The sequence below is a fragment of the Pseudomonas alloputida genome (genome assembly GCF_021283545.2).
In the GTDB taxonomy this organism is placed as follows: domain Bacteria; phylum Pseudomonadota; class Gammaproteobacteria; order Pseudomonadales; family Pseudomonadaceae; genus Aquipseudomonas; species Aquipseudomonas alloputida.
Genome location: NZ_CP128540.1, coordinates 1,549,920 through 1,575,034, shown reverse-complemented (window position 1 = coordinate 1,575,034; position 25,115 = coordinate 1,549,920). Strand labels below are relative to the sequence as shown.

Genomic DNA, 25,115 nt, shown 5'->3' with positions numbered 1-25,115 from the left:
AGGAACACCCATGAACGCAGCATTGAACAACGGCCCGGCGCAGCGCGCGCCGTCCTACTACAGCGCCACCCTCAACGACCACACTGCGTACCCGCAACTCAAGGGCACGGTGCAGGTGGATGTGGCGATCATCGGCGGTGGCTTTACGGGCGTGGCCACGGCGGTTGAACTGGCCGAGCGCGGCCTGAAGGTCGCCATCGTCGAAACCAACCGTATCGGCTGGGGCGCCAGCGGGCGCAACGGCGGCCAGGTCACCGGCAGCCTGTCGGGCGACGAGGCCATGCGCTCGCAGATGCGCAACCATCTGGGCGCCGAAGTTGACGACTTCATCTGGCACTTGCGCTGGCGCGGGCACCAGGTGATCGAGCAGCGCGTGGCGCGCTATGGCATCGATTGTGACCTCAAGCGTGGCCACCTGCATGCAGCCATGAAGCCTTCGCACATGAACGAACTGCGTGCGTTCGAGGCCGAAGCGCGGCGCCGTGGCATGGGCGATCAGGTGCAATTGCTCGATCGCGCTGCAGTGGCCGAGCATCTGCAAAGCCCGCTTTATCTGGGTGCGTTGAAGAACCTGCGCAACCTGCACCTGCACCCACTCAACCTGTGCCTGGGCGAAGCCCGTGCCGCACATGGCCTGGGTGCACTGATATTCGAAAATTCCGAAGTGCTGGACATCGTCCATGGCCCGCGCCCGGCGGTGGTTACCGCGCATGGCCGGGTGGAGGCACGCCAGGTGATGTTGGCCGGCGATGTGTATCACAAGCTCGAAAAGCGCCAGCTCAAGGGCAAGATCTTCCCGGCCATGGGCGGTATCGTCACCACCGCGCCGCTGGGTGAGCTGGCCGAGCAGATCAACCCGCAGGACCTGGCGGTGTACGACTGCCGCTTCGTCCTCGACTACTACCGCCTGACGGCCGACAAGCGCCTGCTGTTCGGCGGCGGCGCCAACTACTCAGGCAAGGATTCACGGGACATCGAAGGCGAATTGCGCCCCTGCATCGAACGCACCTTCCCGGCATTGAAGGGGGTGCCGATCGAGTTCCAGTGGAGCTGCGCCATGGGCATCGTGGTCAACCGCATCCCGCAGCTGGGCAAGCTGTCGGACAACGTGTGGTACTGCCAGGGTTACTCGGGGCATGGCATTGCCACCAGCCACATCATGGGCGAGATCATGGCCGAAGCGTTGACCGGGACGCTGGAGAAGTTCGACACCTTCGCCCAGTGCAGGCATGTGCGGGTGCCGATGGGGGACTTGCTGGGGAACCCGCTGCTGGCGGCGGGGATGTGGTATTACCAGATGCTTGAGAAGCTGCGCTGAGTTGCGCCTACAGGGACTCACAATGTCTGAAGACGGCGCCGCATCTTATTGTGGGGCCTTGTGTCGCGAAAGGGGCGCAAAGCGCCCCCAGCCATTGATGCATCGCCGCCGAAATCCCAGGGCCGCGTCGCGGCCCTTTCGCGACACGAGGCCGCCCCCACACTGAGCGTGCAGGCTTGTGGTCAGGCGATCTTCTTCAAGCCTTGCTTCTTGAGCTCTTCATCACGCAGTTCGCGGCGCAGGATCTTGCCCACGTTGGTGGTCGGCAGCGAATCGCGGAACTCGATGTGGCGCGGTACCTTGTAGCCGGTAACGTTGGCACGCATGTGCTCCATCACCTGCTCCTTGGTCACGGTCATGCCCGGCTTGACCACGATGAAGACCTTGATCACTTCACCCGACTTCTCGTCCGGCACACCGATGGCTGCGCACTGCAGCACGCCCGGCAGGGCCGCCAACACGTCTTCCAGCTCGTTGGGGTATACGTTGAAGCCCGAGACCAGGATCATGTCTTTCTTGCGGTCGACGATGCGCATGTAGCCGTCCGCCTGGATCACGGCGATGTCGCCGGTCTTCAGCCAGCCTTCGCTGTCGAGAATCTCGGCCGTGGCGTCTTCACGCTGCCAGTAGCCCTTCATCACCTGCGGGCCCTTGACACACAGCTCGCCCACTTCGCCAAGCGGCAACTCATTGCCGGCGTCGTCGATGACCTTGCACAGGGTCGACGGCACCGGAATACCGATGGTGCCCACCTGGTTCGCTTCCGAGGGGTTCACCGCCGCCACCGGGCTGGTTTCGGTCATGCCGTAGCCTTCGCAGATGGCGCAACCGGTAACGGCCTTCCAGCGCTCGGCCACGCTTAGCTGCAAGGCCATACCGCCCGACAGGGTGATTTTCAGCGCCGAGAAATCCAGGGCTCGGAACGCCTCGTTGTTGCACAGGGCAACGAACAGGGTGTTGAGGCCCACAAAGCCGCTGAACTTCCACTTGCCCAGTTCCTTGACCATCGCCGGCAAGTCACGCGGGTTGCTGATCAGCACGTTGTGGTTGCCGATCAGCATCATCGCCATGCAATGGAAGGTAAACGCATAGATGTGGTACAGCGGCAGCGGGGTGATGAGGATTTCGCAGCCTTCGTGCAGGTTGGAGCCCATCAGTGCACGGCACTGCAGCATGTTGGCCACCAGGTTGCGGTGGGTCAGCATGGCGCCTTTGGCCACACCGGTGGTACCGCCGGTGTACTGCAGCACCGCCACGTCGTTGGCCTGCGGGTTGGCTTCGGTCACGGGCTGGCCCTTGCCCAGCGCCAGGGCGTCATTGAAACGCACGGCCTGCGGCAGGTTGTAGGCCGGCACCATCTTCTTCACGTACTTGATCACGCTGTTGATCAGCAGGCGCTTGAGTGGTGGCAGCAGGTCGGCAACTTCAGTGACGATAACGTGCCTGACCTGGGTTTTGGGCACCACTTTTTCCGCCAGGTGGGCCATGTTGGCCAGGCACACCAGGGCCTTGGCACCCGAGTCGTTGAACTGGTGTTCCATCTCCCGCGCGGTGTACAGCGGGTTGGTGTTGACCACGATCAGCCCGGCACGCATGGCACCGAAGACCGCGACCGGGTATTGCAGGACATTGGGCAGTTGCACGGCAATGCGGTCACCCGGCTTGAGGTCGGTATGCTGCTGCAGCCAGGCGGCAAACGCCCCCGACAACGCATACAACTCGCCATAAGTGATAGTCTTGCCCAGGTTGCTAAAGGCCGGTTTGTCGGCAAAGCGTTGGCAGGATTGCTTGAGTACTGCCTGGATATTGGGGAATTCGTCAGGATTGATTTCCGCCGTAATCCCGGCTGGGTACTTATCCTTCCAAAAATTTTCGATCATGGAAGCCCACTCCTTCAGCAACAGCGAAGTTCGATTCACGCGTCGATGCGCTTATTATTGATATGAGATGACGGTTCGTTGCAAACCGGATCATCTGGAAGCGGGCCGAGAGTAACAGCTTTGTCTGGGGTCGCCTAGAGGCCAAAACAGGCCTTATGGTCACAAAAATGACTCAATGAACAATACAGGTCATTTTTAGAGTAATTATCCAAAATGTCGCAGATAAGGCTGTATAGAGCCTGTTAGAGCGGTTTAAGGCATTCGCGGGTAAACCCGCTCCTACATTGGGCAGTGTAGGAGCGGGTTTACCCGCGAAGAAGCCATCCCGGTATCACGCTATATCGCGCAACTCCCGCCGCAAAATCTTGCCCACCGGCGTCATGGGCAACGATTCGCGCAGCACGATGTGCTTGGGTACTTTGTAGCCGGTGAAGTTGGCCTTGCAGTAGGCCTTCAGCTCATCAACGCTCAGCCCCCCCTCGCGCGGCACCACGAACAGCTTGACCGCCTCGCCGGAACGCTCGTCCGGCACGCCGATAGCCGCACAGTTGGCGACCTTGGGATGCCCCATCACCACATCCTCGATTTCGTTGGGGTACACGTTGAAGCCCGAGACGATGATCATGTCCTTCTTGCGGTCGACAATTCGGGTGAAGCCGTCCGGGTCGATCACCGCGATATCACCGGTCTTGAACCAGCCTTCTGCATCCAGTGCCTGGGCCGTTGCCTCGGGCTGCTGCCAGTACCCCTTCATGACCTGCGGGCCTTTGATGCAAAGCTCGCCCCGCTCGCCCAGCGGCAGTTCGTTGCCATCATCATCGATGACCTTGAACGCGGTACCCGCCACGGGGATGCCCACGGTACCCAGACGCGCCAGCTGGCCGTAGGGGTTAGTGCTGGCCACCGGCGAGGTTTCTGTCAGGCCGTAGCCTTCAACGATGCGGCACCCGGTAAGGTCTTCCCAGCGCTCGGCGGTGGCTTTGACCAGCGCTGTGCCACCAGAGTTGGTGACCTTCAGCGCCGAGAAGTCCAGCTGACGGAATCCCGGGTGGTCCATCAGTGCGACAAACAGGGTATTGAGGCCCAGCAAGGCAGAGAAACGCCACTTGCCCAGCTCCTTGATGAAGCCGGGAATATCCCGCGGGTTGGTAATCAGCACATTATGGTTGCCGGTGACCATCATGCACATGCAGTTCGCGGTGAAGGCATAGATGTGGTACAGCGGCAGCGGCGCAATCATCACTTCCTGGCCGTCCTTCAGCAGCTTCTGCCCATCGGGGCCGTGCTGCGAGAAGCAGGCCAGCACTTGCAGCATGTTGGCCACCAGGTTGCCATGGGTGAGCATGGCGCCCTTGGCCAGGCCGGTGGTGCCGCCGGTGTACTGCAGCACCGCGATGTCATCGAGGTTCAGCGACACCGGTTTGGGCGACAGCCCGCGGCCCTCGCGCAGCACCTGCTTGAACGGCACCGCCTGGGGCAACCGGTAGGCCGGCACCATCTTCTTCAACTTGTCGACCACGGTGTTGACCAGCCAGCCCTTGGCGGCCGGCAGCAGGTCACCCATCTTTGCCTCGATCAGGTATTCGATACCGGTATCGGGCAGCACCTCCTGCACGCGCTTGCCGAACATGTTCAGGTACACCAGCGCACGCGCGCCACTGTCCTTGAACTGGTGGCGCATCTCGCGCTCGGTGTACAGCGGGTTGGTATTGACCACGATCAGCCCGGCGCGCATGGCACCGAAGACGGCGATGGGGTACTGCAGCACATTGGGCATCTGTACGGCGATGCGCTCACCCGGTTTGAGGTCGGTGTGCTGCTGCAACCAGGCAGCGAAGGCTGCCGAATGGCGCTCCAGTTCCGCGTAGCTGAGGGTCACGCCCAGGTTGCTGAACGCCGGGCGGTCGGCAAAGCGCTTGCAGGAGCGCTCGAACACCTCGACGACCGAGGCGTAGGCATTGATGTCGATGGTGGAAGGCACGCCTGCCGGGCGCTTGTCATTCCAGAAGTCGGCTTGCATTTATTATTGTTCCTCTGCCTGGACCTGCACTGCGTCCTTTAGTCCTTTACCTGACCGCCTGCCGGCGAAAAGGCGTTGATTCGACGTTAGCAGGTAAACCCAAGGTGGCATATACGCCAAGTGCCGCCATTAACATTGTGAATCTTATTTGTGCCCCTCCTGCAATCCGGCCGGTTGTGCATACACTGTTCGGGTAACCGCGCGCACAAGGACCCGCCATGCCTCACGACGCCTTCTGGCTGCCCGCCAGTGAGCACTGCAGCCTGTACGTACACCAATGGCTGCCGGCCACACCGGTAAAGGCCGTGGTGCTGCTGGCCCATGGCATGGCCGAGCATGCCGGGCGCTACCAGCGCCTGGGCCAGGCTCTGAGCGAGGCCGGCTTTGCCCTGTTCGCTGCCGATCAGCGTGGCCACGGGCGCACTGCCGAACTGGGCAACCTCGGCCTGTTCGCCCGCCATCATGGCTGGAATGCCGTGGTCAATGACCTGGGGTGTGTGGCCCAGCACATCGGCCAGCAGTTCCCGTGCACGCCGCTGTTCCTGTTCGGCCACAGCATGGGCAGCTACATCGCCCAGGCGTACCTGCTGCATCACAGTGGCAGCCTGCACGGGGCGATCCTTAGCGGTTCCAACTACCAACCGGCCGTGCTGTACCGCTTTGCGCGGCTGATTGCCCGGCTGGAGTCCTGGCGCCAGGGGCCACTGGGCAAGAGTGCACTGATCGAATGGTTGTCCTTCGGTTCGTTCAACAACGCCTTCAAGCCCAACCGCACGGCCTTCGACTGGCTCAGCCGCGACCCGGGCGAGGTCGATCAGTACGTGAATGACCCGTTGTGCGGCTTTCGCTGCACCAACCAGTTGTGGCTCGATCTGCTGCAGGGCTTGGCGCAGATCAGTCAGCCGGGTAACCTCGCGCAGATCGATCCCAACCTGCCGATGCTGGTGATCGGCGGTGAATGTGATCCGGTCAGTGCCGGCAAGCGTCTCACCCATCTGGCCGACGCCCTGCGCGCGACCGGCAACCGACATGTACAGCTGCGCGTCTATCCTGAGGCGCGGCATGAAGTACTCAACGAAACCAACCGTGGCGAGGTCATCGCCGATATTCTCGGCTGGCTGGAACAGGCGCTGGCCCTTGGCCGCCCTGCGCGCAGTGAATGATAGCCGCCCTCGCCCAACGCTTAAGGAAGCCTCGATGTCCCAGGTCACCAACACGCCTTACGAAGCCCTCGAAGTCGGCCAGAAGGCCGAGTACAAGAAGTCCGTTGAAGAACGCGACATCCAGCTGTTCGCCGCGATGTCCGGTGACCACAACCCGGTTCACCTGGATGCCGAGTTCGCCGCCAAGAGCATGTTCCGCGAACGTATTGCCCATGGCATGTTCAGCGGCGCGCTGATCAGTGCGGCAGTGGCCTGCACCCTGCCTGGCCCTGGCACCATCTACCTGGGCCAGCAGATGAGCTTCCAGAAACCGGTGAAAATCGGCGACACCCTGACCGTGCGCCTGGAGATCCTCGAGAAGCTGCCCAAGTTCAAGGTGCGCATCGCCACCAATGTGTACAACCAGAACGACGAGCTGGTGGTCGCGGGTGAAGCCGAGATCCTGGCGCCGCGCAAGCAGCAGACCGTCGAGCTGGTATCGCCGCCGAACTTTGTGGCGAGCTGAAGTGTGATGCAGCCAGCCTCTTCTTCAAGGCTGCTCTCCTGGGTAACCCGCTAACGCGTTGATTTAGCAGGCACCCTGAGGGAGCGGGCTTGCCCATGAAGCGGCCGGCCCCCCCATCATTCGATAGCCTGCAAACGCCGCTCGATATGCCGCCGTTCAGGCGCCTGCCGGGTCAAGGCCAGCGCCTGCTGCCAGGCCGCACGCGCCTCTTGCACCTGTCCCAGCTGGCAATGCAACTCGGCGCGTGCCGCATGTGCCAGGTGATAGTCCAGCAACTCCCCCCGCGCCAGAATCCCTTCGACTTCCCGCAAGCCAGCCTCCGGCCCATCCCGCTTCGCCAGCGCCACCGCGCGGTTAAGCGCCACCACCGCTGATGGCCAATACCGCTGCAACACGTCATACAGCCCGACGATTTCTCCCCAGTCCGTCTCTTCAGCCGTCGCCGCTTCGGCATGCACGGCAGCAATCGCCGCCTGGACGGTATAGGCCCCGAATGCACGGCTCTGCAGGGCCTGGCGAACCAGAGCACAGCCCTCGGCAATGAACTGCCGGTCCCACAAGCTACGGTCCTGCTGCTCCAGAACCACCAAATCGCCTTGGCCATCGATGCGCGCCCGCTGCCGGGACGCCTGCAGCAACATCAACGCCAGCAGGCCGACCGCCTCCGGGTCGGGCAGCAACTGCACCAGCAACCGCGCCAGGCGAATGGCTTCATCGCTCAGCGCCTGCTGCAGCAGTGTCTCGCCCGATGACGCCGAATAGCCCTCGTTGAACACCAGGTAGATCACCCGCAACACGCTTTCCAGGCGCTCGGGCAGTTCACTCAGCTCCGGTACCTGGTACGGTATGCCCGCGTCACGGATCTTGGCCTTGGCGCGCACGATACGCTGGGCGATGGTGGCCGGGCTTTGCAGAAAGGCGCGGGCGATCTGCTCGGTGGTCAGGTCGCAGACTTCGCGAAGCGTCAACGGCACCTGAGCGTCGGCCGACAGGGCCGGATGGCAACAGGTGAAGATCAGCCGCAGGCGGTCATCCGCCAGCAGCTCTTCTTCACTGGGGTCCTGCGCCTGACCCTCCAGCAGCATGCTCAAGTCAGCCTGGGAGCGGTCGAAGCGGACGCGCCGGCGCAGCGCGTCAATGGCCTTGAAGCGCCCGACAGAAACCAGCCACGCTCGCGGGTTGGCGGGGATACCGTCGCGTTGCCAGCGTTCGACGGCAATGAAGAAGGCATCATGCATGGCCTCCTCGGCCAGGTCGAAATCACCCAGCAAGCGGATCAGTGTCGCCAGTATGCGCCGCGACTCCTGCCGGTACACAGCCTCGACTTCGGCACGCACCTGGGCCAGTGCGGCCATCAGTCGGGCATCCGCTGGGTCACCACCTCCACCAGGCGGTCCAGGCTTTCTCCCCAGCCCTGGTGGAAGCCCATTTCTTCATGGGCCCGGCAGTCGGTGGCATTCCAGTGCCAGGCACGGGCGGTGTAGCGGGTTTTGCCCTGTTCCTCGTCAAAGCTGATCACGGCGGTCATGAAGGCCTTGTCCGACGGTACCCAACCGGGGCCGAAGGCATCGGTGAACACCAGCCGGCGTGGCGCGGCAATTTCCAGAAAGACGCCCTGGTTGGGGTACTCGCAGCCATCCGGCGCGCGCATCAGGGTGCGAAACAGGCCACCGGCCCACAGTTGCATCTCACACTCCGGGGTGGTCATGCCGTGCGGCCCCCACCACTGCATCAGCCACTGGGGTTCGGTCCAGGCGCGAAATACCTTGGCCGGTGGTGCGTCGATCAGGCGGCTGATGGACAACTCGTGTTGCGCCTGGGCAATGGGTGCAAGGCTCATGCTGATGGTTCTCCTTGGCTGTCAGGGTTGCAGCTCGCGCACTGGTCGCACCTCGACACTACCGACCCGCGCGGCAGGGATGCCCTTGGCGATATTCAGCGCTTCGTTGAGGTCGCGGGCCTCCACCAGGTAAAAGCCCGCCAGTTGCTCCTTGGTTTCGGCGAACGGGCCGTCTGTCAGGCTCATGTGTCCGTTGCGCATGCGTACCGTGGTGGCCGTCTGCACCGGCTTCAGCGCCTCGGCCGCCAGCATGCGCCCGGAACCGTGAATGGCTTCGGCGTAGGCCATGCATTCGGCGTCTGCCGGGCTGTCGGGCAGGCTGTGCAACAGCCCCTCGTCACAATAGACCAGGCACAGGTATTTCATGGTCGCCTCCAGGGTATTGGCAAAGTGCGTTTGGCGATAACGGCTCAGGGCTTGAGATCAAACAGCGCTTTTTGCGTTTCCATGTCGAAAGGCGCCGACCAGTGTTCGTGGATTACCTGCCACTGGCCGCCTTGACGACGATAGCCCACCGTGGCGCGCATGAAGCCGCACTGGCTTTCGTCGTCGCCCGGGCCGCAGCGGTTCAGCCAATGGGCCAGGGCCAGATCGCCAGCGGCGTGCACGGTGAGTTGGGCAAGTTCGAACACCATGGGGCCGGTGCACATGCCCATGCACATTTCCCAGTGCGCCGTGTAGGCCGACTTGCCTTTGAATTGCAGAGCCTGGATGGCATCGAAGGCGACGATATCGTCGGCGTAGGGGGCGATGATGCCCGGGATGTCGCGATCGCGCACGGCTTGCATCCAGCGCTCGATCAATTGGCGGATTTCGGATTCGGCTGCGGTGCTCATCGGGGTACCTCCGACAGATCATAGGGGTTGGGGCACGGTGTGAAGCGTGCCTTCAGCTATGGTCGAACGGTAAGCGGAGGATTCGACAGGTGGGGGAAATTATTCTGTATTGGCGGAGCACCCGGGAGATCGCATCAGGGCCAGCAAGTGCCCGCCACAGCGTTTTCAGCCCCTGTGGCGGGCACCGCCAGTCAACCCTGCTGGCAACCTTCACCCATGGCCCGGTACTGAATGGTGTGCACCTGGCCCTGATGGTCTTCATAGGTCATGGTCGCAGGTACCACTTCGCAGACATTGGGGATGGTCGACAGGTTGATCACCCGCTTGATGTCCAGGTTCATCGAGTAGTCGTACTGCTGAGCCACAGGCTCGCTGGAGACGGGTTTGGCCTCATCGGCGAGGGCGAACGAGGACATACCGACCAATGCAAGAATCAGTAATGGTTTCATGTGGTTTTGCCTTTTGAGCGTTCAAGCTGATCGATTGACTTCTATTGCCGTATCCGGCGCGGAGAAGTTGTCATCTAGGGTCTAGATGGCACGAAGTACCGATCCCGCTTCGTACTGCCAGGGGGGATGAACAAAATTCTACTCCCGGCCAGCAATAGTTGAACCCCGTAGTCGGATATTCACCCTTGCCGGTTTTGCAACAATCTGCGACAAAGTGGCCGCAAATCATCAGGCCAGAGCCTCTGGCCTCGTTTCAGGGTAGGGCTCACCATTTCTGAACAATTGTACTGTTCGACGCTTTCGGACACAGAACGCCGTTTGCTGGACCACTTCTACCGCCAGCACAGCTCACGCATGCGCGCTGCAAGCGACGCCGAACTGTGGGTAGCACGGGCCCCTGGCATCATCGCCGGGCTGAGCCTGAGTGCGGTGGGTGAGGGATTCTGGCTGACGGGCCTGTTCGTCGCCCCGCAGCGGCGCAACCAAGGGGTGGCTGCGCGATTGGTCGAGGCCGCGCTGGCGCAGGTTGGCGGGCCCGTCTGGCTGTTCTGTCACCCCGACCTGATGCCCTTCTACCAGCGCCTGGGTTTCGACCTGGCCCAACAGCTGCCAGAAGCCCTGGCCAGCCGCCTGCTACGCTATCAGCGCAACAAACGCCTGGTAGCCCTGCAGCGAAGTCAGTCCTCGCTGACCTCGAGCCCAGGGAACAGCACCTCGGTGTAGCCGAACTTGGCAAAGTCCTGGATGCGCGAGGGGTATAGCCGGCCGATCAAGTGGTCGCACTCGTGTTGCACCACTCGTGCATGGAAGCCATCGGCAAAGCGGTTGATCGGGCTGCCCTGGGGGTCGATCCCTTGGTAGCAGATATGCTTGAAGCGCGGCACCACGCCGCGCAAGCCAGGCACCGACAGACACCCCTCCCAGCCGTCCTCGACCTCGCTGGAGGTCGGGGTGATGACCGGATTCAGCAAAATGGTCTGCGGCACCGCCTCGGCATCGGGGTATCGCTCGCTGCGCTCGAAGCCGAAGATCACCAACTGCAGGTCGATGCCGACCTGCGGGGCGGCCAGGCCCACACCGCCGACGTGACGCATGGTTTCGAACATGTCGTCGATCAGTTGCTGCAGTTCGGCACTGCCAAGCATGTGCTCGGGCACTGGCGGAGCGATGCGCAGCAGGCGTTCGTCGCCCATCTTGAGAATGTCACGGATCATCAGGGGTTCGGCTCGACGCTATGAGGCTTGCTCGGGTTTGGGTGCTCGTGACCCAGTACAGTCAAGGTTTCCTTGGGCTTTTCCCCGTCGAAGTCTTTCTCGCCCGGGTTCTTGCCTTCGGCTGACATGTGCTCGATCACCGCATTCATTTCGGCGCCGAGCAGCAGCACGGCAGCCGAAATATAGAAATACAGCAACAGCACGATGATTGCACCAATGCTGCCGTACATGGCGTTGTAGTCGGCAAAGGTCTTCACGTAGTAGGCAAAGCCCAGGGAGGCCACGATCCACACCACAACCGCCAGCACCGAGCCCGGGGTGATGAAGCGAAACTGCTGTTTCACATCAGGCATCACGTAATAGATCAGGGCCACTGCCACCATCAGCAGAATGATGATCACCGGCCAGCGCAGGATGGTCCACAGTGTGACGATGAACTCCTGCATGCCGATCTGGGCAGCTATCCATTCCATCACCTGCGGGCCCAGCACCATCAGAGCTGCGGCCGCCAGCAGCATGCCAGCCAGGCCCACGGTGTAGAAAATGGAAAGCGGGATACGCTTCCACACCGGGCGACCTTCGGACACATCGTAAGCGGCGTTCATGGCGCTCATCATCAGGCGCACGCCGGCGGAGGCGGTCCACAGGGCGATCACGATACCCACCGACAGCAGCCCACCCTTGGATTGTTGCAGCTGGTCGATCACCGGGTTCACCTGCTCCAGCGCCTGGGGCGGCAACACCAGTTCCGATTGCAGACGCAGCCAGGAGAAAAAGTCCGGCAAATGTAGGAAACCGATCAGGGCAATCAGGAACAACAGGAAGGGGAATAGCGAGAACAGCGCCTGGTAGGCCAGCGCTGAGGCATAGGTGGACATCTCGTCGTCGAGGAATTCCTTGACGGTGCGAACCAGCACGCGGTGCAGGGGCAAGCCGCGCAGGTCGGGGAAAATCATAGCGTCTCCTTTCGCCGCTTGATCGTTACACAGGCAAGTCTAATAGACCGTGCCCGAGCTGTGCTGCTCCCGGCCGTGGTTGAAGAATTTGCTTACGAATAAGTGCCGGCCTCTTCGCGGGTTCACCCGAGAAGAGGCCGGCACCGCCTCAAGTCAAGGCTTCTTCACCGCATCCTTCACATTTCCCTTGACCTGCTGCGCCTCGCCTTTGAGCTCCTGCGCCTTGCCTTCGGCCCGCAGCTTTTCGTTGTCGGTCACCTTGCCAACACCCTGTTTCACGTTGCCGATCGCTTCGTTGGCCAAGCCTTTCGCTTTGTCTTTAGTACCGCTCATGGCAAAACTCCTGCAAATGGAGACACGTGAACCGTGTCGACAGAAGGTTGACCCAACGCCTGGGCCAGGAGTTTCAACGGATTTCCCGGCCAGAAGCCGAACGGTAAAACGGCAGGCGAATACCGCCCAAGCCCGCGAAGAGGCCGGCACTGGCACCGCAAGTCACAAACCTTGCTCCGCCCCGTGCCACCCCTCACAATGCAGGCCTTCATAGCGTCAACGCGCAGGAACCTGCATGAAACTCGACAAACCCGCCGCCATCGCCCGGCGCAACGAAGCACTGGCCCGGCCGGTGCTGACCAGCAGCAACACCCTGTTCGCCATCCTGGACAACAAACGCAACCTGTGGTGGTTCGAAGTGCCGGTGGCACTGCTGGGCAAGGGCCAGGCCGACTGGGTCAACCTGCTGCTGCACACGCCGGAAAGCGATGAGCTGCAGCACCTGAAGGTGCCCACCAATTTCCTCAAGGCTCACCTTGAGCAAATGGAAGTGCGCAAGCCTGGCAAGCGCCGCTCCACCATCAGCCTGGCCCTCAGCGCCGACCGGGACTCGCTGCTGCGCGACACCCGTCCGGGTGGCGAGCAGCTGGACTTCCGCAACTTCGTACAGGCGTAAGGCCGTCAGGCTTTCTCGATGCGATCGTCATGGATGACGATCAGGCCCTGCTTGAACAACCCGCCAATGGCCTTCTTGAAGTTGCCCTTGCTGACGTTGAACAGCTTGCTGATCAACGCAGGGTCACTCTTGTCGCACACCCCCAACACCCCGCCTTCGGCTTCCAGGCGCGCCATGATCTGCTCTTGCAGGGTGTCCGCCAGGGCGGCGCCTACCGGCTGCAGGCTCAGTGAAATCTTGCCGTCCTGGCGCACTTCCTTGATGAAGCCCTTCTCGTGCATGCCCGAGCGCAAGAACTTGAACACCTCGTTCTTGTGGATCAGGCCCCAGTGGCGGTTGTTGATGATGGCCTTGAAGCCCATCGGCGTTTCGCCGGCCACCAGCAGCTCGACCGGCTGGCCAACCTTGTAGTCGGCCGGGGTGACATCGAGGTAGCGGTCCAGGCGCGACGTGGCAGTGATCCGGCGGGTGCGCTTGTCGAGGTACACGTGCACCACGCAGTAATCACCGATCTTCAGTGGCCGAGCCTCTTCCGAGTACGGCATCAGCAAGTCCTTGGACAGGCCCCAGTCCAGGAAGATACCGGCACCGTTGATGTCCTTGACCTTCAGGCTGGCGAACTCGCCGACCTGCACCTTGGGCTTCTCGGTGGTGGCGATCAGCTGGTCTTCGCTGTCCAGGTAGATGAACACGTTCAACCAGTCATCGACCTCGGTCTCGGCGTTTTTCGGGATGTAGCGCCCGGGCAGCAGGATTTCGCCATCGGCGCCGCCGTCCAGGTACAGACCGAAGTCCACGTGTTTCACGATTTGCAAACTGTTGTAACGCCCAAGCAGAGCCATTTCCGATGATCCTCAAGACAAGGCGGCTATTCTACACCTGAAGCCACCACATGGCCCGACCACTCATGCAGTGGAACCGCCAGGCCGCACTTGCATCTACCTTCTGGCCAGCCTGAGGAAGGAACAGCACATGCCGCTACGCCTGCCCAAAGCCCTGCTTATCGCCATCGGCTTCGCCCTGGCCTTGGCCGCCTGCAGCCGCATCGACCTGGCCTATCGCAACCTCGACCGCCTGGTGCCGTGGTCGCTGAGCGACTACCTGGACATGAACCGCGAGCAAAGGGCGCTGCTGGATGATCGGTTGCGCGAGCACCTGGCCTGGCATTGCAAGACTCAACTGCCCGGCTACCTCGACTGGCTCGACCGGCTACGTGACATGGTCGCCGACGACCAGGTCACCGACCAGGCCCTGCAGCAAAGCACCCGCGAGGTCCGTGAGGCAATTGGTCGATTGGCCGAGGAAATCACCCCTTCGGCCACCGAACTGCTGCGCGGCATGAGCGACAACCAGGTAGCGCAGATGCGTGAGGCCTTCCGCGAAGACATCAGTGAACGGCAGAAGCAGTATGTGGATACGCCATTGCCCAAGCAGATGGCCCGCCGTAGCGAACGCATGGAAAAACGCCTGACGCCATGGTTTGGCGAGTTGACGGCGGTACAGAAGCAACGCATCCAGGCCTGGTCTCAAGCGCTGGGTGACCAGAACCGTGAATGGATCGCCAACCGTGCCCACTGGCAGCAGCAACTGCTGTTGGCAATGAACCAGCGCAACGACTCCAGCTTCGAACCGCGCCTGGCGACCTTGTTGCAACGCAAGGAGAGTTTGTGGACACCCGAATACCGGGCGGCGTATCGGAATAGCGAGCAGCAGGCACGCAGCCTGCTGGTGGACCTGGTGCGGCAGAGCACCCCGCAGCAACGGAGGTTCCTGCAGGAACGGTTGGGCAAGGTGCGTACCCATTTGAGCGAGATGAAGTGTTTGAAGGCGTGACAGGCCTGTTCGCGCTGATTCACCGGGCCTTGCGCCGATACGGAAACACATCGATCACTTTCCCCTCACGTATCGCCGCCTGCAGCCCCTTCCAGTAATCCGCGTCATACAGTTCCCCATGCAAGCGGCTGAACAACCGCCGCTGGCCCATATCGGCAAACAGAAACGGCGGAAACTCTTCGGGGAACACATCATGCGGCCCGATCGAGTACCACGGCTCGCCCGACATTTCGTCCTCCGGGTAACGCGGTGGCGGAATGTGGCGGAAATTCACCTCGGTCAGGAAGCTGATTTCGTCATAGTCGTAGAACACGACCCGGCCATGACGGGTCACACCAAAGTTCTTCAGCAACATGTCGCCGGGGAAGATGTTCGCCGCCGCCAACTGCTTGATGGCCAGGCCGTAGTCCTCCAGCGCCTCCAGCACCTGGCCTTCGGTGGCCTGCTCCAGGTACAGGTTCAACGGCGTCATGCGCCGCTCGGTCCAACAGTGGCGGATCAGCACCGTGTCGCCCTCCAGCGCCACCGTCGACGGCGCCACCTCCAGCAACTCGGCCAGGCAATCCGGCTCGAACTTGCTGCGCGGAAAGCGAAAATCGGCAAACTCCTGGGTGTCGGCCATACGCCCCACCCGGTCGACACTCTTCACCAGCCGATACTTGTCGATCACCGTGGCGCGATCCACGGTTTTCGATGGCGAGAAGCGGTCCTTGATGATCTTGAACACCGTATTGAAGCCGGGCAAGGTGAACACGCTCATGACCATGCCCCGCACCCCTGGTGCCATGACAAAGCGGTCATCACTGCTGGCCAGGTGGTTGATCAGTGCGCGGTAGAACTCCGACTTGCCCTGCTTGTAGAACCCGATCGAGGTATACAGCTCGGCAATGTGCTTGCCCGGCAGGATGCGCTTGAGGAAATTGACGAACTCGGCGGGCACCGGGACATCGGCCATGAAGTAAGAGCGGGTGAACGAAAAGATGATCGACACCTCGGCCTCGTCGGTAATCAGCGCATCGGCCTCGATGCCGTGGCCCTCGCGGTGCAGCAAGGGAATCACCAACGGCCACTGCTCATCGCTGTTGTACAGGCGGCCGACCAGATAGGCCCCCTTGTTGCGGTAAAGCACGGGTACAAACAGCTCCACGGCCAGCGCCGGGTCCTTGCACACCCAGTCGGGCAGGCATTCGCGCAGTTGTTCTTCCAGCCGCGCCAGGTCGCCTTCCAGGTCGCCATAGGGCATGTCGAACGGGTAATCGGCGAACACCGCGCGCAGCAAGTTCCTGAGACTGCCGTCAAGCCGATAGGTACGGGTTTGCGCGGCGCGCTCGCGGCCGCGCATGGAAGGCCGGGTAGTGTGGATGAACATGCAGCCGTCGCTGATCAGGTCATGGCTGAAGAGGCTGCAAAACAGCGAGTTGTACCAGGTCTCTGCCAACTCGTCGTCCAGGCGGGGGTCGATCAGGTGGATATAGGCGTTTTTCACCAGCGGCCACTGTTCCACATCCAGCAGCACCTCTGCAGCAAAGGCCTGGCGCAGCCAACCGTTGACTTCGGCGACTTTCTCTTCGTAGAGATTGATGCGGGCAGCGGCGGCCTGCTGGATATCCTGCCAGCGCGCCTGTTCGAAGCGCTGGCGAGCACCCAGGGTGATGCGCTGGAAATGATCGCGGTAGTCGTCGAAGCCGGCGAGGATCATCCGGGCGATTTCGACAGCGGGCCAGGGCTGGGACATGCGTGGGGCCTCGGAGCTGGGATTGAGTACAGAGCTTAGCCGCCCTTGGCTTCATGGGTTACTGCCATTGAAGGCCCGAGCTGTAGTTGCAGTTGCCTTGCCCAGAGCCCCGCAGCCCAAGAGGAATTACACAGCAAGAAAGCACAAGAATCCCCCCGCCCCCTGGCGTACACTCGCGCCCCTGCCTTACCTCCGGAGACCGTTGTGAGCCCCATCGCCCTAGCCCGCCTGCTGACCCTTGCCGCCGTCTGGGGAGCGAGTTTCCTGTTCATGCGCATCATCGCCCCCGAACTGGGCACGGTGCCGACCGCGTTCTTCCGGGTCTCCATCGCCTGTCTGGGCCTGATCGTGATACTGGCCGCCGCCCGTGTGCGCTGGAACTTCCAGGGCAAGCTCGGCGCGTGCCTGGTGCTGGGCATGATCAACTCCGGCATCCCCGCCACCTTCTACTCGGTGGCGGCCCAGGTGCTGCCGGCCGGCTATTCGGCGATCTTCAACGCCACCACCCCGTTGATGGGCGTGCTGGTCGGCGTACTGTTCTTCCGCGAGCCAATGACCCTGGCCAAACTCTGCGGCATCTTCCTTGGCCTGTTCGGCGTCGGCATCCTTAGCGGCGCCGGCCCGGTGGCACTGGACATGGCCCTGCTGCAAGGCGCCCTCGCCTGCCTGGCGGCCACCACCTGCTACGGCTTTGCCGGGTTCCTCGCCCGCCGCTGGATCAGCGGCCTGGACAGCCGTCTTTCCGCACTGGGCAGCATGCTCGGCGCAACGCTGATGCTGACCCCGCTGTTCGGCTGGAGCGCACTCACCCAACCGCCCGCCAGCTGGGGGGGCTGGGAGGTGTGGTTGTCGTTGCTGGGGCTGGGTTTGCTGTGCACCGCCTTTGCCTACATCCTGTACTTCCGCCTGCTCGAAGAAATCGGCCCGGTAAAAGCCAGCACCGTAACGTTCCTGATCCCGGTATTCGGCGTATTGTGGGGGGCATGGCTGCTGAATGAGCCGTTGTCGATGGCGCATCTATACGGCGGCCTGCTGATTGGCCTGGCCTTGTGGCTGGTGCTGCGCCCGGCGCGCAGTTGAAGCGGGGTACTGCATGAACAGCGCGTACAAAAAGGTCCTGTTCCGCCTGGAACAGGACGAGAACGGCTACCCACCGGCCTCGGTCGAGGGCCTGTGGGCCAAGGCCGTGGAAGGCGGCTATGCCATCGACAACATACCCTTCCATGTCTATGGCATCGCCCCGGGCGACGTGATCGACACCCGCGAGGAAGCAGGCGAAACCTGGTTCGCACAACTGCGCCACAGCAGCGGCAGCTCGGTGTTCCGGGTGGTCGTCAAACCACCGGAAACCCTCGACCAGGTACGCGCAGCATTGCTGGATTTCGGCTGCGCCTGTGAAACCGAACAAGCAGTGAAGATGTTGGCGGTCGAGGTCCCGCCGCAACGCTCGCTCGATACCCTGCTCTACTACCTGCTCACCCAGCGCGAAGCCGGCCTGCTGGACTTCGAGGAAGGCGTGTTGCGCCACGCCATCCCCGAAGAGTTCCGCTAGGGCCTACGCTTCGGCCAGGCGCGCGGCGGGCTTGCGAAACACGAACAGCAGCCCTACCACGATCAGCCCCATGCCCAGCAGGCTGAGCGGTGCCAGGCGGTTACCGAAGATCAGCAAGTCCATCACCGCAGTCACTGCCGGCACCAGGTAGAACAGGCTGGTGACATTGACCAGGTTGCCCTTGGCGATCAGCCGGTACAGCAGCAAGGTTGCCAGCAGCGAGACCACCAGGCCCATCCACAGCAGCGCACCGACGAAGCTGCCGGTCCACTCGACATGAAGCGGCTGCAGAGGTGCGAACAGCGCGCACATGGCAAAGCCGGCCAGGTACTGCAGCGGCAGTGTGCCCATGGGGTTGTCGGTAATGCGCTTCTGCAGGATCGAGCCAAAGGTCATGCTGACCAACGCCAGCAGGGCGAACAGCATGCCCGCCAGCGATACCCCGCCCAGGTTGATGCCCTGGTAGACCACCATGATCAAGCCGCCCAACCCCAAACCCAGGCCGAACAAACGGCTCCAGGAGCGCTGGCGTTCCATCAGCACCACGGTGAGGATCGGTTGTACCCCCATCACCGTGGCCATGACGCCGGGGGTGACATGGGTATCAAGCGCCAACAGATAGAAGATCTGATAGGCACCGAGCAGCACACAACCGGTACCCAGGGCGCGCAGAATGCTCCCGCGAGTACGCGGCCAGCGCAGCCCTAGCAACGGGCCGATCAGCAACAGGCCAGCCAGGGCCAGCGCCGAGCGCAACAGCAGAAAGGCGAACGGGCTGGCATGCGCCAGGCCGAGCTTGGAGACGATCGCCCCGCTGCTCCACAGCAGGACGAACAGGCAGGTAGTGGCCGCCGAGGCCACGGACGTTTTGGTAAAGACAGACATGAATTGCCACCTGATAGTAGGCAGATAAGCCAAACGGACGGCGTGCGCTTCACGTGAGCAGTGGCCGACCGTGTTCAGTAGGTTGCGCGTGTGAAGGGGTACGGCAAGAAGCCGATCAGCCCAGCACGACCACGCAATGAGGCGGAGCTACGCCGCCTACGACGCCACTGACAGGTGGTGGGGAGTGACAGATCATGACCGGCTGCTGGCTACCACGCACGACCATGCCCGCGACTGGCGCGATGGCAAAGCGTGTGGTGGAAGGGATGGCGGGCATGACAGGGGTCTTTGCAGAAGTGAATGTTCTGGAATATAGCGAGTGATTCTTCGCAGCACAACCCCGCTTCCACGCGCGCGCCCTCGTCCTTGAAGGATCAGCCGCACCTGTGGCAGCGGGCTTGCCCCGCAAAGATGCCGGTTAGACCAGAAAAAATCAGAACAACCAGCGATACAACAGATACGCCACCACCACCGCCAGTACCGGCCGCAGCACGCGGTAAGCCTTGGGGTTGGCACGTTTGAACTGCTTCACATGGCTGCTGATCCTGTTGCTGAAGCGCTTGCTCCAGGCGTACGCCTGGTTGATCCCGCCCACGCGCTCGTCGTCGGTGTTCTGCGGCGCGGTGGCGCGGCCGAGGAAGGCACTGACCTTACGGTTGATGCGCGTCATCAGCGGGCTACTCAGCGGGCGCTCGATGTCGCAGAACAGGATCACGCGGGTAACGTCGGTTTCGTTCTTGACCCAGTGCACGTAGGTTTCGTCGAACATCACGTCTTCGCCATCACGCCAGGCGTACTGCTCACCGTCCACGTAGATGCGGCATGCGTCGGAGTTGGGCGTGGACAGCCCCAGGTGATAACGCAGCGAACCTGCGAACGGGTCGCGGTGCGGGTTCAGGTGGCTGCCGCCGGGCAGCAGGGCAAACATTGCGCCCTTGACATTGGGGATGCGGCTGACCAGTTCGACAGTGCGCGGGCACAGGGTTTGCGCCGAAGGCAGCGGTTTGTCGTACCACTTCAGGTAAAAGCGCTTCCAGCCCTTCTTGAAGAACGAACCGAAGCCGGCGTCGTTATCTTTCTCAGCGGCACGGATATAGCCTTCGTCGAACAGACGCATGGCCTCTTCGCGGATTTCCTGCCAGTTGTCCTTCAACACGTCCAGCTCGGGGAAGCGCTGGCGATCCAGGTAAGGCTTGGACGGCACGCCGGAGAACAGGTACATCAACGCGTTGTAGGGGGCGAACAGCGCCGAATGGTTGACGAACTGGCGCAACACCGGCAGGCGGGCCTTGCCGCGCAAGTGCACGAACAGCACGCTGCCGAAAAACACCAGCAAGACACCCGCCTTGGCTGCAAAGGAAAAGGTCATGCTTTCACTCCTTGAGGAAGAGTCACGGCTGCGCTGCCTGCTCTCCAGAAAATCATCCTGCCATCATAAACCGATCCCGCCGCGGTAAAAACAACCCGGGCGGGATCGCATTCATGAAGATTTTGCAATAAACCAGTCCGCCGATCGTTGCGCCGGATCAGCGGCAAGGCCGATTACTGCTGGGTTTCCTGCTCGCTGAACATGTCGCTGAACAGCATGCTCGACAAGTATCGCTCGCCCGAATCGGGCAGGATTACGACGATGGTCTTACCCTGCATTTCCGGTTTTTCGGCCAGACGCACCGCTGCCGCCATTGCCGCACCGCAGGAAATACCACAAAGGATGCCCTCTTCCTGCATCAGGCGAATCGCCATGGCCTTGGACTCTTCGTCGGTCACCGTCTCCACTTGGTCGACAATCGACAGGTCGAGGTTTTTCGGCACGAAACCGGCGCCGATGCCCTGGATTTTGTGCGGGCTTGGCTTGAGTTCTTCGCCGGCCAGGGTCTGGCTGATCAGTGGCGATGCCACGGGTTCCACTGCCACCGACAGGATGGCCTTGCCCTGGGTATGTTTGATGTAGCGCGACACGCCGGTGATGGTCCCGCCAGTGCCCACGCCTGCCACCAGCACGTCGATGGCGCCGTCCGTGTCGTTCCAGATCTCAGGACCGGTGGTTTTCTCGTGAATGGCCGGGTTGGCCGGGTTTTCGAACTGGCCCGGCAGGAAGTACTGCTCCGGGTCGGAGGCGACGATTTCGTTGGCCTTCTCGATCGCGCCCTTCATGCCCTTGGCCGGATCGGTCAATACCAGTTCGGCGCCCAGTGCCTTCAGCACCTTGCGGCGCTCCAGGCTCATCGAAGCGGGCATGGTCAGCATCAGCTTGTAGCCGCGGGCGGCGGCGACGAAGGCCAGGCCGATGCCGGTGTTGCCCGAGGTGGGCTCGACAATGGTCATGCCCGGTTTGAGCTTGCCGCTGCTCTCGGCGTCCCAGACCATGTTCGCGCCAATGCGGCATTTGACCGAGTACCCGGGGTTGCGCCCTTCGATCTTGGCCAGGATGGTCACACCGCGCGGAGCGATGCGGTTGATCTGCACCAGCGGCGTGTTACCGATGGAGTGGGCGTTGTCTGCGAAGATACGGCTCATGGCAGGGGTCCTTGGCATGAAAAAGCAGGGAAATGCCTCAAGGGTAAGCCTGCGGCGGTGGCCCGTAAAGCCTGTTCGAACTCAGCCCGGCACGTTGCGGTCAACCGCACATCCCGCCTTGGAGACAGCCTCATGAAAGCCCGCTATCGCTGGCCGCTGGTCGGCCTGGCCAGCCTGATCGTGCTGCTGGTGGCGCTGCACCTGGCCCTGCCCTACCTGGTGCGCGACTACCTCAACGACAAGCTGGCCGACATGGGTGACTACCGCGGCCAGGTAGCCGATGTGGACCTGGCCTGGTGGCGCGGTGCCTATCAGATAAACGGGCTGAAAATCGTCAAGACCACCGGCAAGGTGCCCGTACCGTTTCTCGACGCCCCACTGATCGACCTCTCGGTGAGCTGGCATTCGTTGTGGTACGACAAGGCAGTGGTGGCGGAGGTGACCTTCGTGCACCCCGAGCTGAACTTTGTCGACGGTGGTAGCAAACAGGCGTCGCAGACCGGCCAAGGTACTGACTGGCGCCAGCAGCTGGAAAAACTCCTGCCCATCACCCTCAACGAAGTGCGTATCGACAATGGCGTGCTGACGTTCCGCAACTTCAATTCCAAGCCACCGGTCGACCTCAAGGCCACCCGGTTGAACGCCAGCATCCGCAACTTGACCAACGTGCGCGACCAGCAAGGCCGTCGCGATGCAAGTTTCGAAGGGACGGCGCTCATCGCGGGGGATGCGAAGGTAGAAAGCCGTGCCACCTTCGACCCTTTCAGTGATTTCGACGACTTCGAATTCAGGCTTCGCGCCACCGGCATCGAGCTGCGCAAACTGAATGACTTTGCCAGCGCCTACGGCAAATTCGACTTCAATGCCGGGCACGGTGACGTGGTCATCGAGGCCCAGGCAGAAAACGGCCGGCTGAACGGCTATATAAAACCGCTGCTGCGCGATGTCGACGTGTTCGACTGGCAACAGGACGTCGAGGAAAAGGACAAGGGCTTCTTCCGCTCGGTGTGGGAGGCCCTGGTGGGTGCGACGGAGACGGTGCTGAAGAACCAGCCGAAAAACCAGTTCGCCACCCGGGTGGAACTCAGCGGCAGTGTGCGCCAACAGGATATCAGTGCCTTCGAAGCGTTCTTGCAGATCCTGCGCAATGGGTTTGTCCAGGCATTCAATGCGCGCTATGAGCAACCAGCGCCGAAGTCTGACTGAGACAGCGTGACGGGGCATTCAGGGACTGAATACCCGGTCTGCGTTTGCAGCCGCCAGGCCCCGCGTTATAGTCGGAAACAAATCCAGATCATGTGCTGCCTGTTCGGGCCTCTTCGCGGGTAAACCCGCCCCTACAACCTTATTAGGCGCGGGTTTACCCGCGAAGAGGCCCGCAAAGCCCTAAACAGAGGACAAACCCCCATGAAGTTCGAAGGCACCCGCGACTACGTCGCCACAGATGACCTGAAACTGGCGGTAAACGCGGCCATTACCCTCGAACGCCCGCTGTTGGTCAAGGGCGAACCGGGCACCGGCAAAACCATGCTCGCCGAGCAGTTGGCGGCTTCGTTCGGGGCGCGCCTGATCACCTGGCACATCAAATCCACCACCAAGGCCCACCAGGGGCTGTACGAGTACGACGCGGTCAGCCGCCTGCGCGACTCGCAGCTGGGCGTGGACAAGGTGCACGATGTGCGCAACTACCTGAAAAAGGGCAAGCTCTGGGAGGCCTTCGAGGCCGACGAGCGGGTCATCCTGCTGATCGACGAAATCGACAAGGCCGATATCGAATTCCCCAACGACCTGCTGCAAGAACTCGACAAGATGGAGTTCTACGTCTACGAAATCGACGAGACCATCAAGGCCAAACAGCGTCCGATCATCATCATTACCTCGAACAACGAAAAAGAGCTGCCGGACGCTTTCCTGCGCCGCTGCTTCTTCCACTACATCGCCTTCCCCGACCGCACTACCCTGCAGCAGATTGTCGACGTGCACTACCCGAACATCAGCCAGTCGCTGGTCAGCGAGGCGCTGGATGTGTTCTTCGACGTGCGCAAGGTGCCGGGCCTGAAGAAAAAGCCGTCCACCTCCGAGCTGGTCGACTGGCTCAAGCTGCTGATGGCCGACAACATCGGTGAAGCGGTGCTGCGCGAACGCGACCCGACCAAGGCCATCCCGCCGCTGGCCGGTGCGCTGGTAAAAAACGAGCAGGATGTACAACTGCTCGAGCGCCTGGCCTTCATGAGCCGGCGCGGCAACCGCTGACAGGAGCAGGGCCATGCTGCTCAATCTGTTCAATGAGATGCGTGCGGCCAAGGTGCCGGTTTCGGTGCGTGAACTGCTCGACCTGCACCAGGCCTTGCAAAAGCGCGTGGTGTTCGCCGACATGGACGAGTTCTACTACCTCGCCCGCGCCATCCTGGTGAAGGATGAACGCCACTTCGACAAGTTCGACCGTGCCTTCGCAGCCTATTTCAAGGGCCTGGAAAACCTCGACCGGCATATCGAGGCGCTAATCCCCGAAGACTGGCTGCGCAAGGAATTCGAGCGCTCGCTGACCGATGAAGAACGCGCGCAGATCCAGTCGCTGGGCGGCCTGGACAAGCTTATCGAGGCATTCAAGCAGCGCCTCGAAGAGCAAAAGGAACGCCACGCTGGCGGCAACAAGTGGATTGGCACCGGCGGCACCAGCCCATTCGGCTCGGGTGGTTTCAACCCCGAGGGCATCCGCGTCGGTGAAGCCGGCAAGCGTCAGGGCAAGGCAGTAAAAGTCTGGGACCAACGCGAGTACAAGAACCTCGACGACCAGGTCGAGCTTGGCACCCGCAACATCAAGCTGGCCCTGCGCCGGCTACGCAAGTTCGCCCGCGAAGGCGCCGCCGAAGAGCTCGACATCGATGGCACCATCGACCACACCGCGCGTGATGCCGGGTTGTTGAACATCCAGATGCGCCCCGAGCGGCGCAACACCGTGAAGCTGCTGTTGCTGTTCGACATTGGCGGTTCGATGGACGCCCACGTCAAAGTCTGCGAAGAGCTGTTCTCGGCCTGCAAGACCGAGTTCAAGCACCTGGAGTATTACTACTTCCACAATTGCGTTTATGAGTCGGTGTGGAAGAACAACCTGCGCCGCACGTCCGAACGTTTTTCCACCTTCGACCTGCTGCACAAGTACGGCGATGACTACAAGGTGGTGTTCGTCGGTGACGCGGCCATGGCGCCCTACGAGATCACCCAGCCCGGTGGCAGCGTGGAGCACTGGAACGAAGAAGCCGGGTATGTGTGGATCCAGCGTTTCATGGAAAAATTCAGGAAGGTCATCTGGATCAACCCGTACCCCAAGCAGGCCTGGGAGTACACCGCCTCGACCCATCTGGTGCGCGACCTGATCGAGGACAAGATGTATCCGCTGACCCTGCAAGGGTTGGAGGACGGGATGCGCTACCTGTCCAAGTGAGGTTGCCTGTACCGGCCC

General features: G+C 61.9%; 27 protein-coding genes. 11 read left to right on the top strand and 16 right to left on the bottom strand.

Features of this window, described 5'->3' with window-relative positions; genetic code table 11:
- Positions 1 to 10 precede the first annotated feature (10 nt).
- On the top strand, positions 11 to 1,318 hold the full coding sequence (locus LU682_RS07270) for an NAD(P)/FAD-dependent oxidoreductase (RefSeq protein WP_010955222.1): 1,308 nt from the start codon (positions 11 to 13) through the stop codon (positions 1,316 to 1,318).
- 182 nt (positions 1,319 to 1,500) lie between these two features.
- Here LU682_RS07270 and fadD1 read toward each other — a convergent pair whose 3' ends face one another.
- Both fadD1 and fadD2 read right to left on the bottom strand, forming a co-directional pair.
- Complete coding sequence (gene fadD1 / locus LU682_RS07265; RefSeq protein WP_010955223.1) at positions 1,501 to 3,198, bottom strand: long-chain-fatty-acid--CoA ligase FadD1; 1,698 nt, start codon at positions 3,196 to 3,198, stop codon at positions 1,501 to 1,503.
- Positions 3,199 to 3,529: 331 nt separating this feature from the next.
- A complete protein-coding gene (fadD2, locus tag LU682_RS07260) occupies positions 3,530 to 5,218 on the bottom strand; it encodes a long-chain-fatty-acid--CoA ligase FadD2 (protein WP_010955224.1) in 1,689 nt (562 codons plus the stop codon).
- A gap of 218 nt (positions 5,219 to 5,436) precedes the next feature.
- Here fadD2 and LU682_RS07255 point away from each other — a divergent pair, with 218 nt between their 5' ends.
- Both LU682_RS07255 and LU682_RS07250 read left to right on the top strand, forming a co-directional pair.
- A complete protein-coding gene (locus LU682_RS07255) occupies positions 5,437 to 6,381 on the top strand; it encodes an alpha/beta hydrolase (RefSeq protein WP_010955225.1) in 945 nt (314 codons plus the stop codon).
- Between the two features lie 34 nt (positions 6,382 to 6,415).
- Positions 6,416 to 6,886, top strand: a complete 471-nt coding sequence (locus LU682_RS07250) for a MaoC family dehydratase (RefSeq protein ID WP_003254624.1) — start codon at positions 6,416 to 6,418, stop codon at positions 6,884 to 6,886.
- Positions 6,887 to 7,002: 116 nt separating this feature from the next.
- Here LU682_RS07250 and LU682_RS07245 read toward each other — a convergent pair whose 3' ends face one another.
- The 5 genes from LU682_RS07245 to LU682_RS07225 all read right to left on the bottom strand — a co-directional run bounded on the left by LU682_RS07245 (position 7,003) and on the right by LU682_RS07225 (position 10,011).
- Positions 7,003 to 8,241, bottom strand: coding sequence for an RNA polymerase sigma factor (locus tag LU682_RS07245; protein ID WP_049587004.1), 1,239 nt, complete (start codon positions 8,239 to 8,241; stop codon positions 7,003 to 7,005).
- Entirely contained in the window at positions 8,241 to 8,726 is a 486-nt protein-coding gene (locus LU682_RS07240) for an SRPBCC family protein (protein WP_010955227.1), read from the bottom strand. Before LU682_RS07240 ends, LU682_RS07245 begins: the two co-directional genes overlap by 1 nt.
- Positions 8,727 to 8,747: 21 nt before the next feature.
- A complete protein-coding gene (locus LU682_RS07235) occupies positions 8,748 to 9,092 on the bottom strand; it encodes a YciI family protein (protein WP_010955228.1) in 345 nt (114 codons plus the stop codon).
- A gap of 44 nt (positions 9,093 to 9,136) precedes the next feature.
- The gene (locus LU682_RS07230) at positions 9,137 to 9,562 is read right to left on the bottom strand and encodes a YybH family protein (protein ID WP_010955229.1); all 426 of its coding nucleotides are present in this window, start codon (positions 9,560 to 9,562) and stop codon (positions 9,137 to 9,139) included.
- A gap of 191 nt (positions 9,563 to 9,753) precedes the next feature.
- Positions 9,754 to 10,011 (bottom strand): DUF2790 domain-containing protein, encoded by a 258-nt coding sequence (locus LU682_RS07225; protein WP_003254632.1) that lies wholly within the window; start codon positions 10,009 to 10,011, stop codon positions 9,754 to 9,756.
- A 354-nt stretch (positions 10,012 to 10,365) separates the two neighbouring features.
- Between LU682_RS07225 and LU682_RS07220 the strand changes: the two genes are divergently transcribed.
- Positions 10,366 to 10,734, top strand: a complete 369-nt coding sequence (locus tag LU682_RS07220) for a GNAT family N-acetyltransferase (RefSeq protein WP_232014117.1) — start codon at positions 10,366 to 10,368, stop codon at positions 10,732 to 10,734.
- On the opposite strand, the gene def is transcribed toward LU682_RS07220, so the two are convergent.
- From def to LU682_RS07205, 3 genes are all read right to left on the bottom strand, one after another.
- Positions 10,689 to 11,225, bottom strand: a complete 537-nt coding sequence (gene def, locus LU682_RS07215; protein WP_010955231.1) for a peptide deformylase — start codon at positions 11,223 to 11,225, stop codon at positions 10,689 to 10,691. The two genes, LU682_RS07220 and def, sit on opposite strands and share 46 nt — an antisense overlap.
- Positions 11,225 to 12,181 (bottom strand): YihY/virulence factor BrkB family protein, encoded by a 957-nt coding sequence (locus LU682_RS07210; RefSeq protein WP_010955232.1) that lies wholly within the window; start codon positions 12,179 to 12,181, stop codon positions 11,225 to 11,227. Before LU682_RS07210 ends, def begins: the two co-directional genes overlap by 1 nt.
- Before the next feature lie 153 nt (positions 12,182 to 12,334).
- Complete coding sequence (locus LU682_RS07205; protein WP_010955233.1) at positions 12,335 to 12,514, bottom strand: CsbD family protein; 180 nt, start codon at positions 12,512 to 12,514, stop codon at positions 12,335 to 12,337.
- 235 nt (positions 12,515 to 12,749) lie between these two features.
- On the opposite strand from LU682_RS07205, the gene LU682_RS07200 reads away from it, so the two are divergent.
- The gene (locus LU682_RS07200; RefSeq protein ID WP_003254641.1) at positions 12,750 to 13,130 is read left to right on the top strand and encodes a hypothetical protein; all 381 of its coding nucleotides are present in this window, start codon (positions 12,750 to 12,752) and stop codon (positions 13,128 to 13,130) included.
- A gap of 5 nt (positions 13,131 to 13,135) precedes the next feature.
- Here the strand turns inward: LU682_RS07200 and LU682_RS07195 are convergent, their stop codons facing one another.
- Positions 13,136 to 13,972: a CvfB family protein gene (locus LU682_RS07195; RefSeq protein ID WP_010955234.1), complete on the bottom strand. Its 837-nt coding sequence runs from the start codon at positions 13,970 to 13,972 to the stop codon at positions 13,136 to 13,138.
- Positions 13,973 to 14,102: 130 nt separating this feature from the next.
- On the opposite strand from LU682_RS07195, the gene LU682_RS07190 reads away from it, so the two are divergent.
- Positions 14,103 to 14,963, top strand: coding sequence for a DUF6279 family lipoprotein (locus LU682_RS07190; RefSeq protein ID WP_010955235.1), 861 nt, complete (start codon positions 14,103 to 14,105; stop codon positions 14,961 to 14,963).
- A 19-nt stretch (positions 14,964 to 14,982) separates the two neighbouring features.
- Here the strand turns inward: LU682_RS07190 and aceK are convergent, their stop codons facing one another.
- A complete protein-coding gene (gene aceK / locus LU682_RS07185) occupies positions 14,983 to 16,698 on the bottom strand; it encodes a bifunctional isocitrate dehydrogenase kinase/phosphatase (protein WP_010955236.1) in 1,716 nt (571 codons plus the stop codon).
- 204 nt (positions 16,699 to 16,902) lie between these two features.
- Between aceK and LU682_RS07180 the strand changes: the two genes are divergently transcribed.
- The gene (locus LU682_RS07180; RefSeq protein ID WP_010955237.1) at positions 16,903 to 17,778 is read left to right on the top strand and encodes a DMT family transporter; all 876 of its coding nucleotides are present in this window, start codon (positions 16,903 to 16,905) and stop codon (positions 17,776 to 17,778) included.
- A 13-nt stretch (positions 17,779 to 17,791) separates the two neighbouring features.
- Positions 17,792 to 18,250 carry a DUF4265 domain-containing protein gene (locus LU682_RS07175; RefSeq protein ID WP_049586995.1) on the top strand — a complete coding sequence of 153 codons (459 nt, stop codon included), beginning with the start codon at positions 17,792 to 17,794 and terminating at the stop codon, positions 18,248 to 18,250.
- 3 nt (positions 18,251 to 18,253) lie between these two features.
- On the opposite strand, the gene LU682_RS07170 is transcribed toward LU682_RS07175, so the two are convergent.
- The 4 genes from LU682_RS07170 to cysK form a co-directional block, all read right to left on the bottom strand.
- Entirely contained in the window at positions 18,254 to 19,135 is an 882-nt protein-coding gene (locus tag LU682_RS07170) for a DMT family transporter (RefSeq protein WP_003254651.1), read from the bottom strand.
- A gap of 115 nt (positions 19,136 to 19,250) precedes the next feature.
- Positions 19,251 to 19,412, bottom strand: a complete 162-nt coding sequence (locus tag LU682_RS07165) for a hypothetical protein (protein WP_154070663.1) — start codon at positions 19,410 to 19,412, stop codon at positions 19,251 to 19,253.
- Positions 19,413 to 19,568: 156 nt separating this feature from the next.
- Positions 19,569 to 20,504, bottom strand: coding sequence for an aspartyl/asparaginyl beta-hydroxylase domain-containing protein (locus LU682_RS07160; RefSeq protein ID WP_010955240.1), 936 nt, complete (start codon positions 20,502 to 20,504; stop codon positions 19,569 to 19,571).
- Between the two features lie 173 nt (positions 20,505 to 20,677).
- Complete coding sequence (cysK, locus tag LU682_RS07155; protein ID WP_010955241.1) at positions 20,678 to 21,652, bottom strand: cysteine synthase A; 975 nt, start codon at positions 21,650 to 21,652, stop codon at positions 20,678 to 20,680.
- Between the two features lie 132 nt (positions 21,653 to 21,784).
- On the opposite strand from cysK, the gene LU682_RS07150 reads away from it, so the two are divergent.
- From LU682_RS07150 to LU682_RS07140, 3 genes are all read left to right on the top strand, one after another.
- Entirely contained in the window at positions 21,785 to 22,858 is a 1,074-nt protein-coding gene (locus LU682_RS07150; RefSeq protein ID WP_010955242.1) for a DUF748 domain-containing protein, read from the top strand.
- Positions 22,859 to 23,059: 201 nt separating this feature from the next.
- A complete protein-coding gene (locus tag LU682_RS07145) occupies positions 23,060 to 23,905 on the top strand; it encodes an AAA family ATPase (protein ID WP_003254658.1) in 846 nt (281 codons plus the stop codon).
- 13 nt (positions 23,906 to 23,918) lie between these two features.
- Positions 23,919 to 25,097: a vWA domain-containing protein gene (locus LU682_RS07140; protein WP_010955243.1), complete on the top strand. Its 1,179-nt coding sequence runs from the start codon at positions 23,919 to 23,921 to the stop codon at positions 25,095 to 25,097.
- Positions 25,098 to 25,115 lie beyond the last annotated feature (18 nt).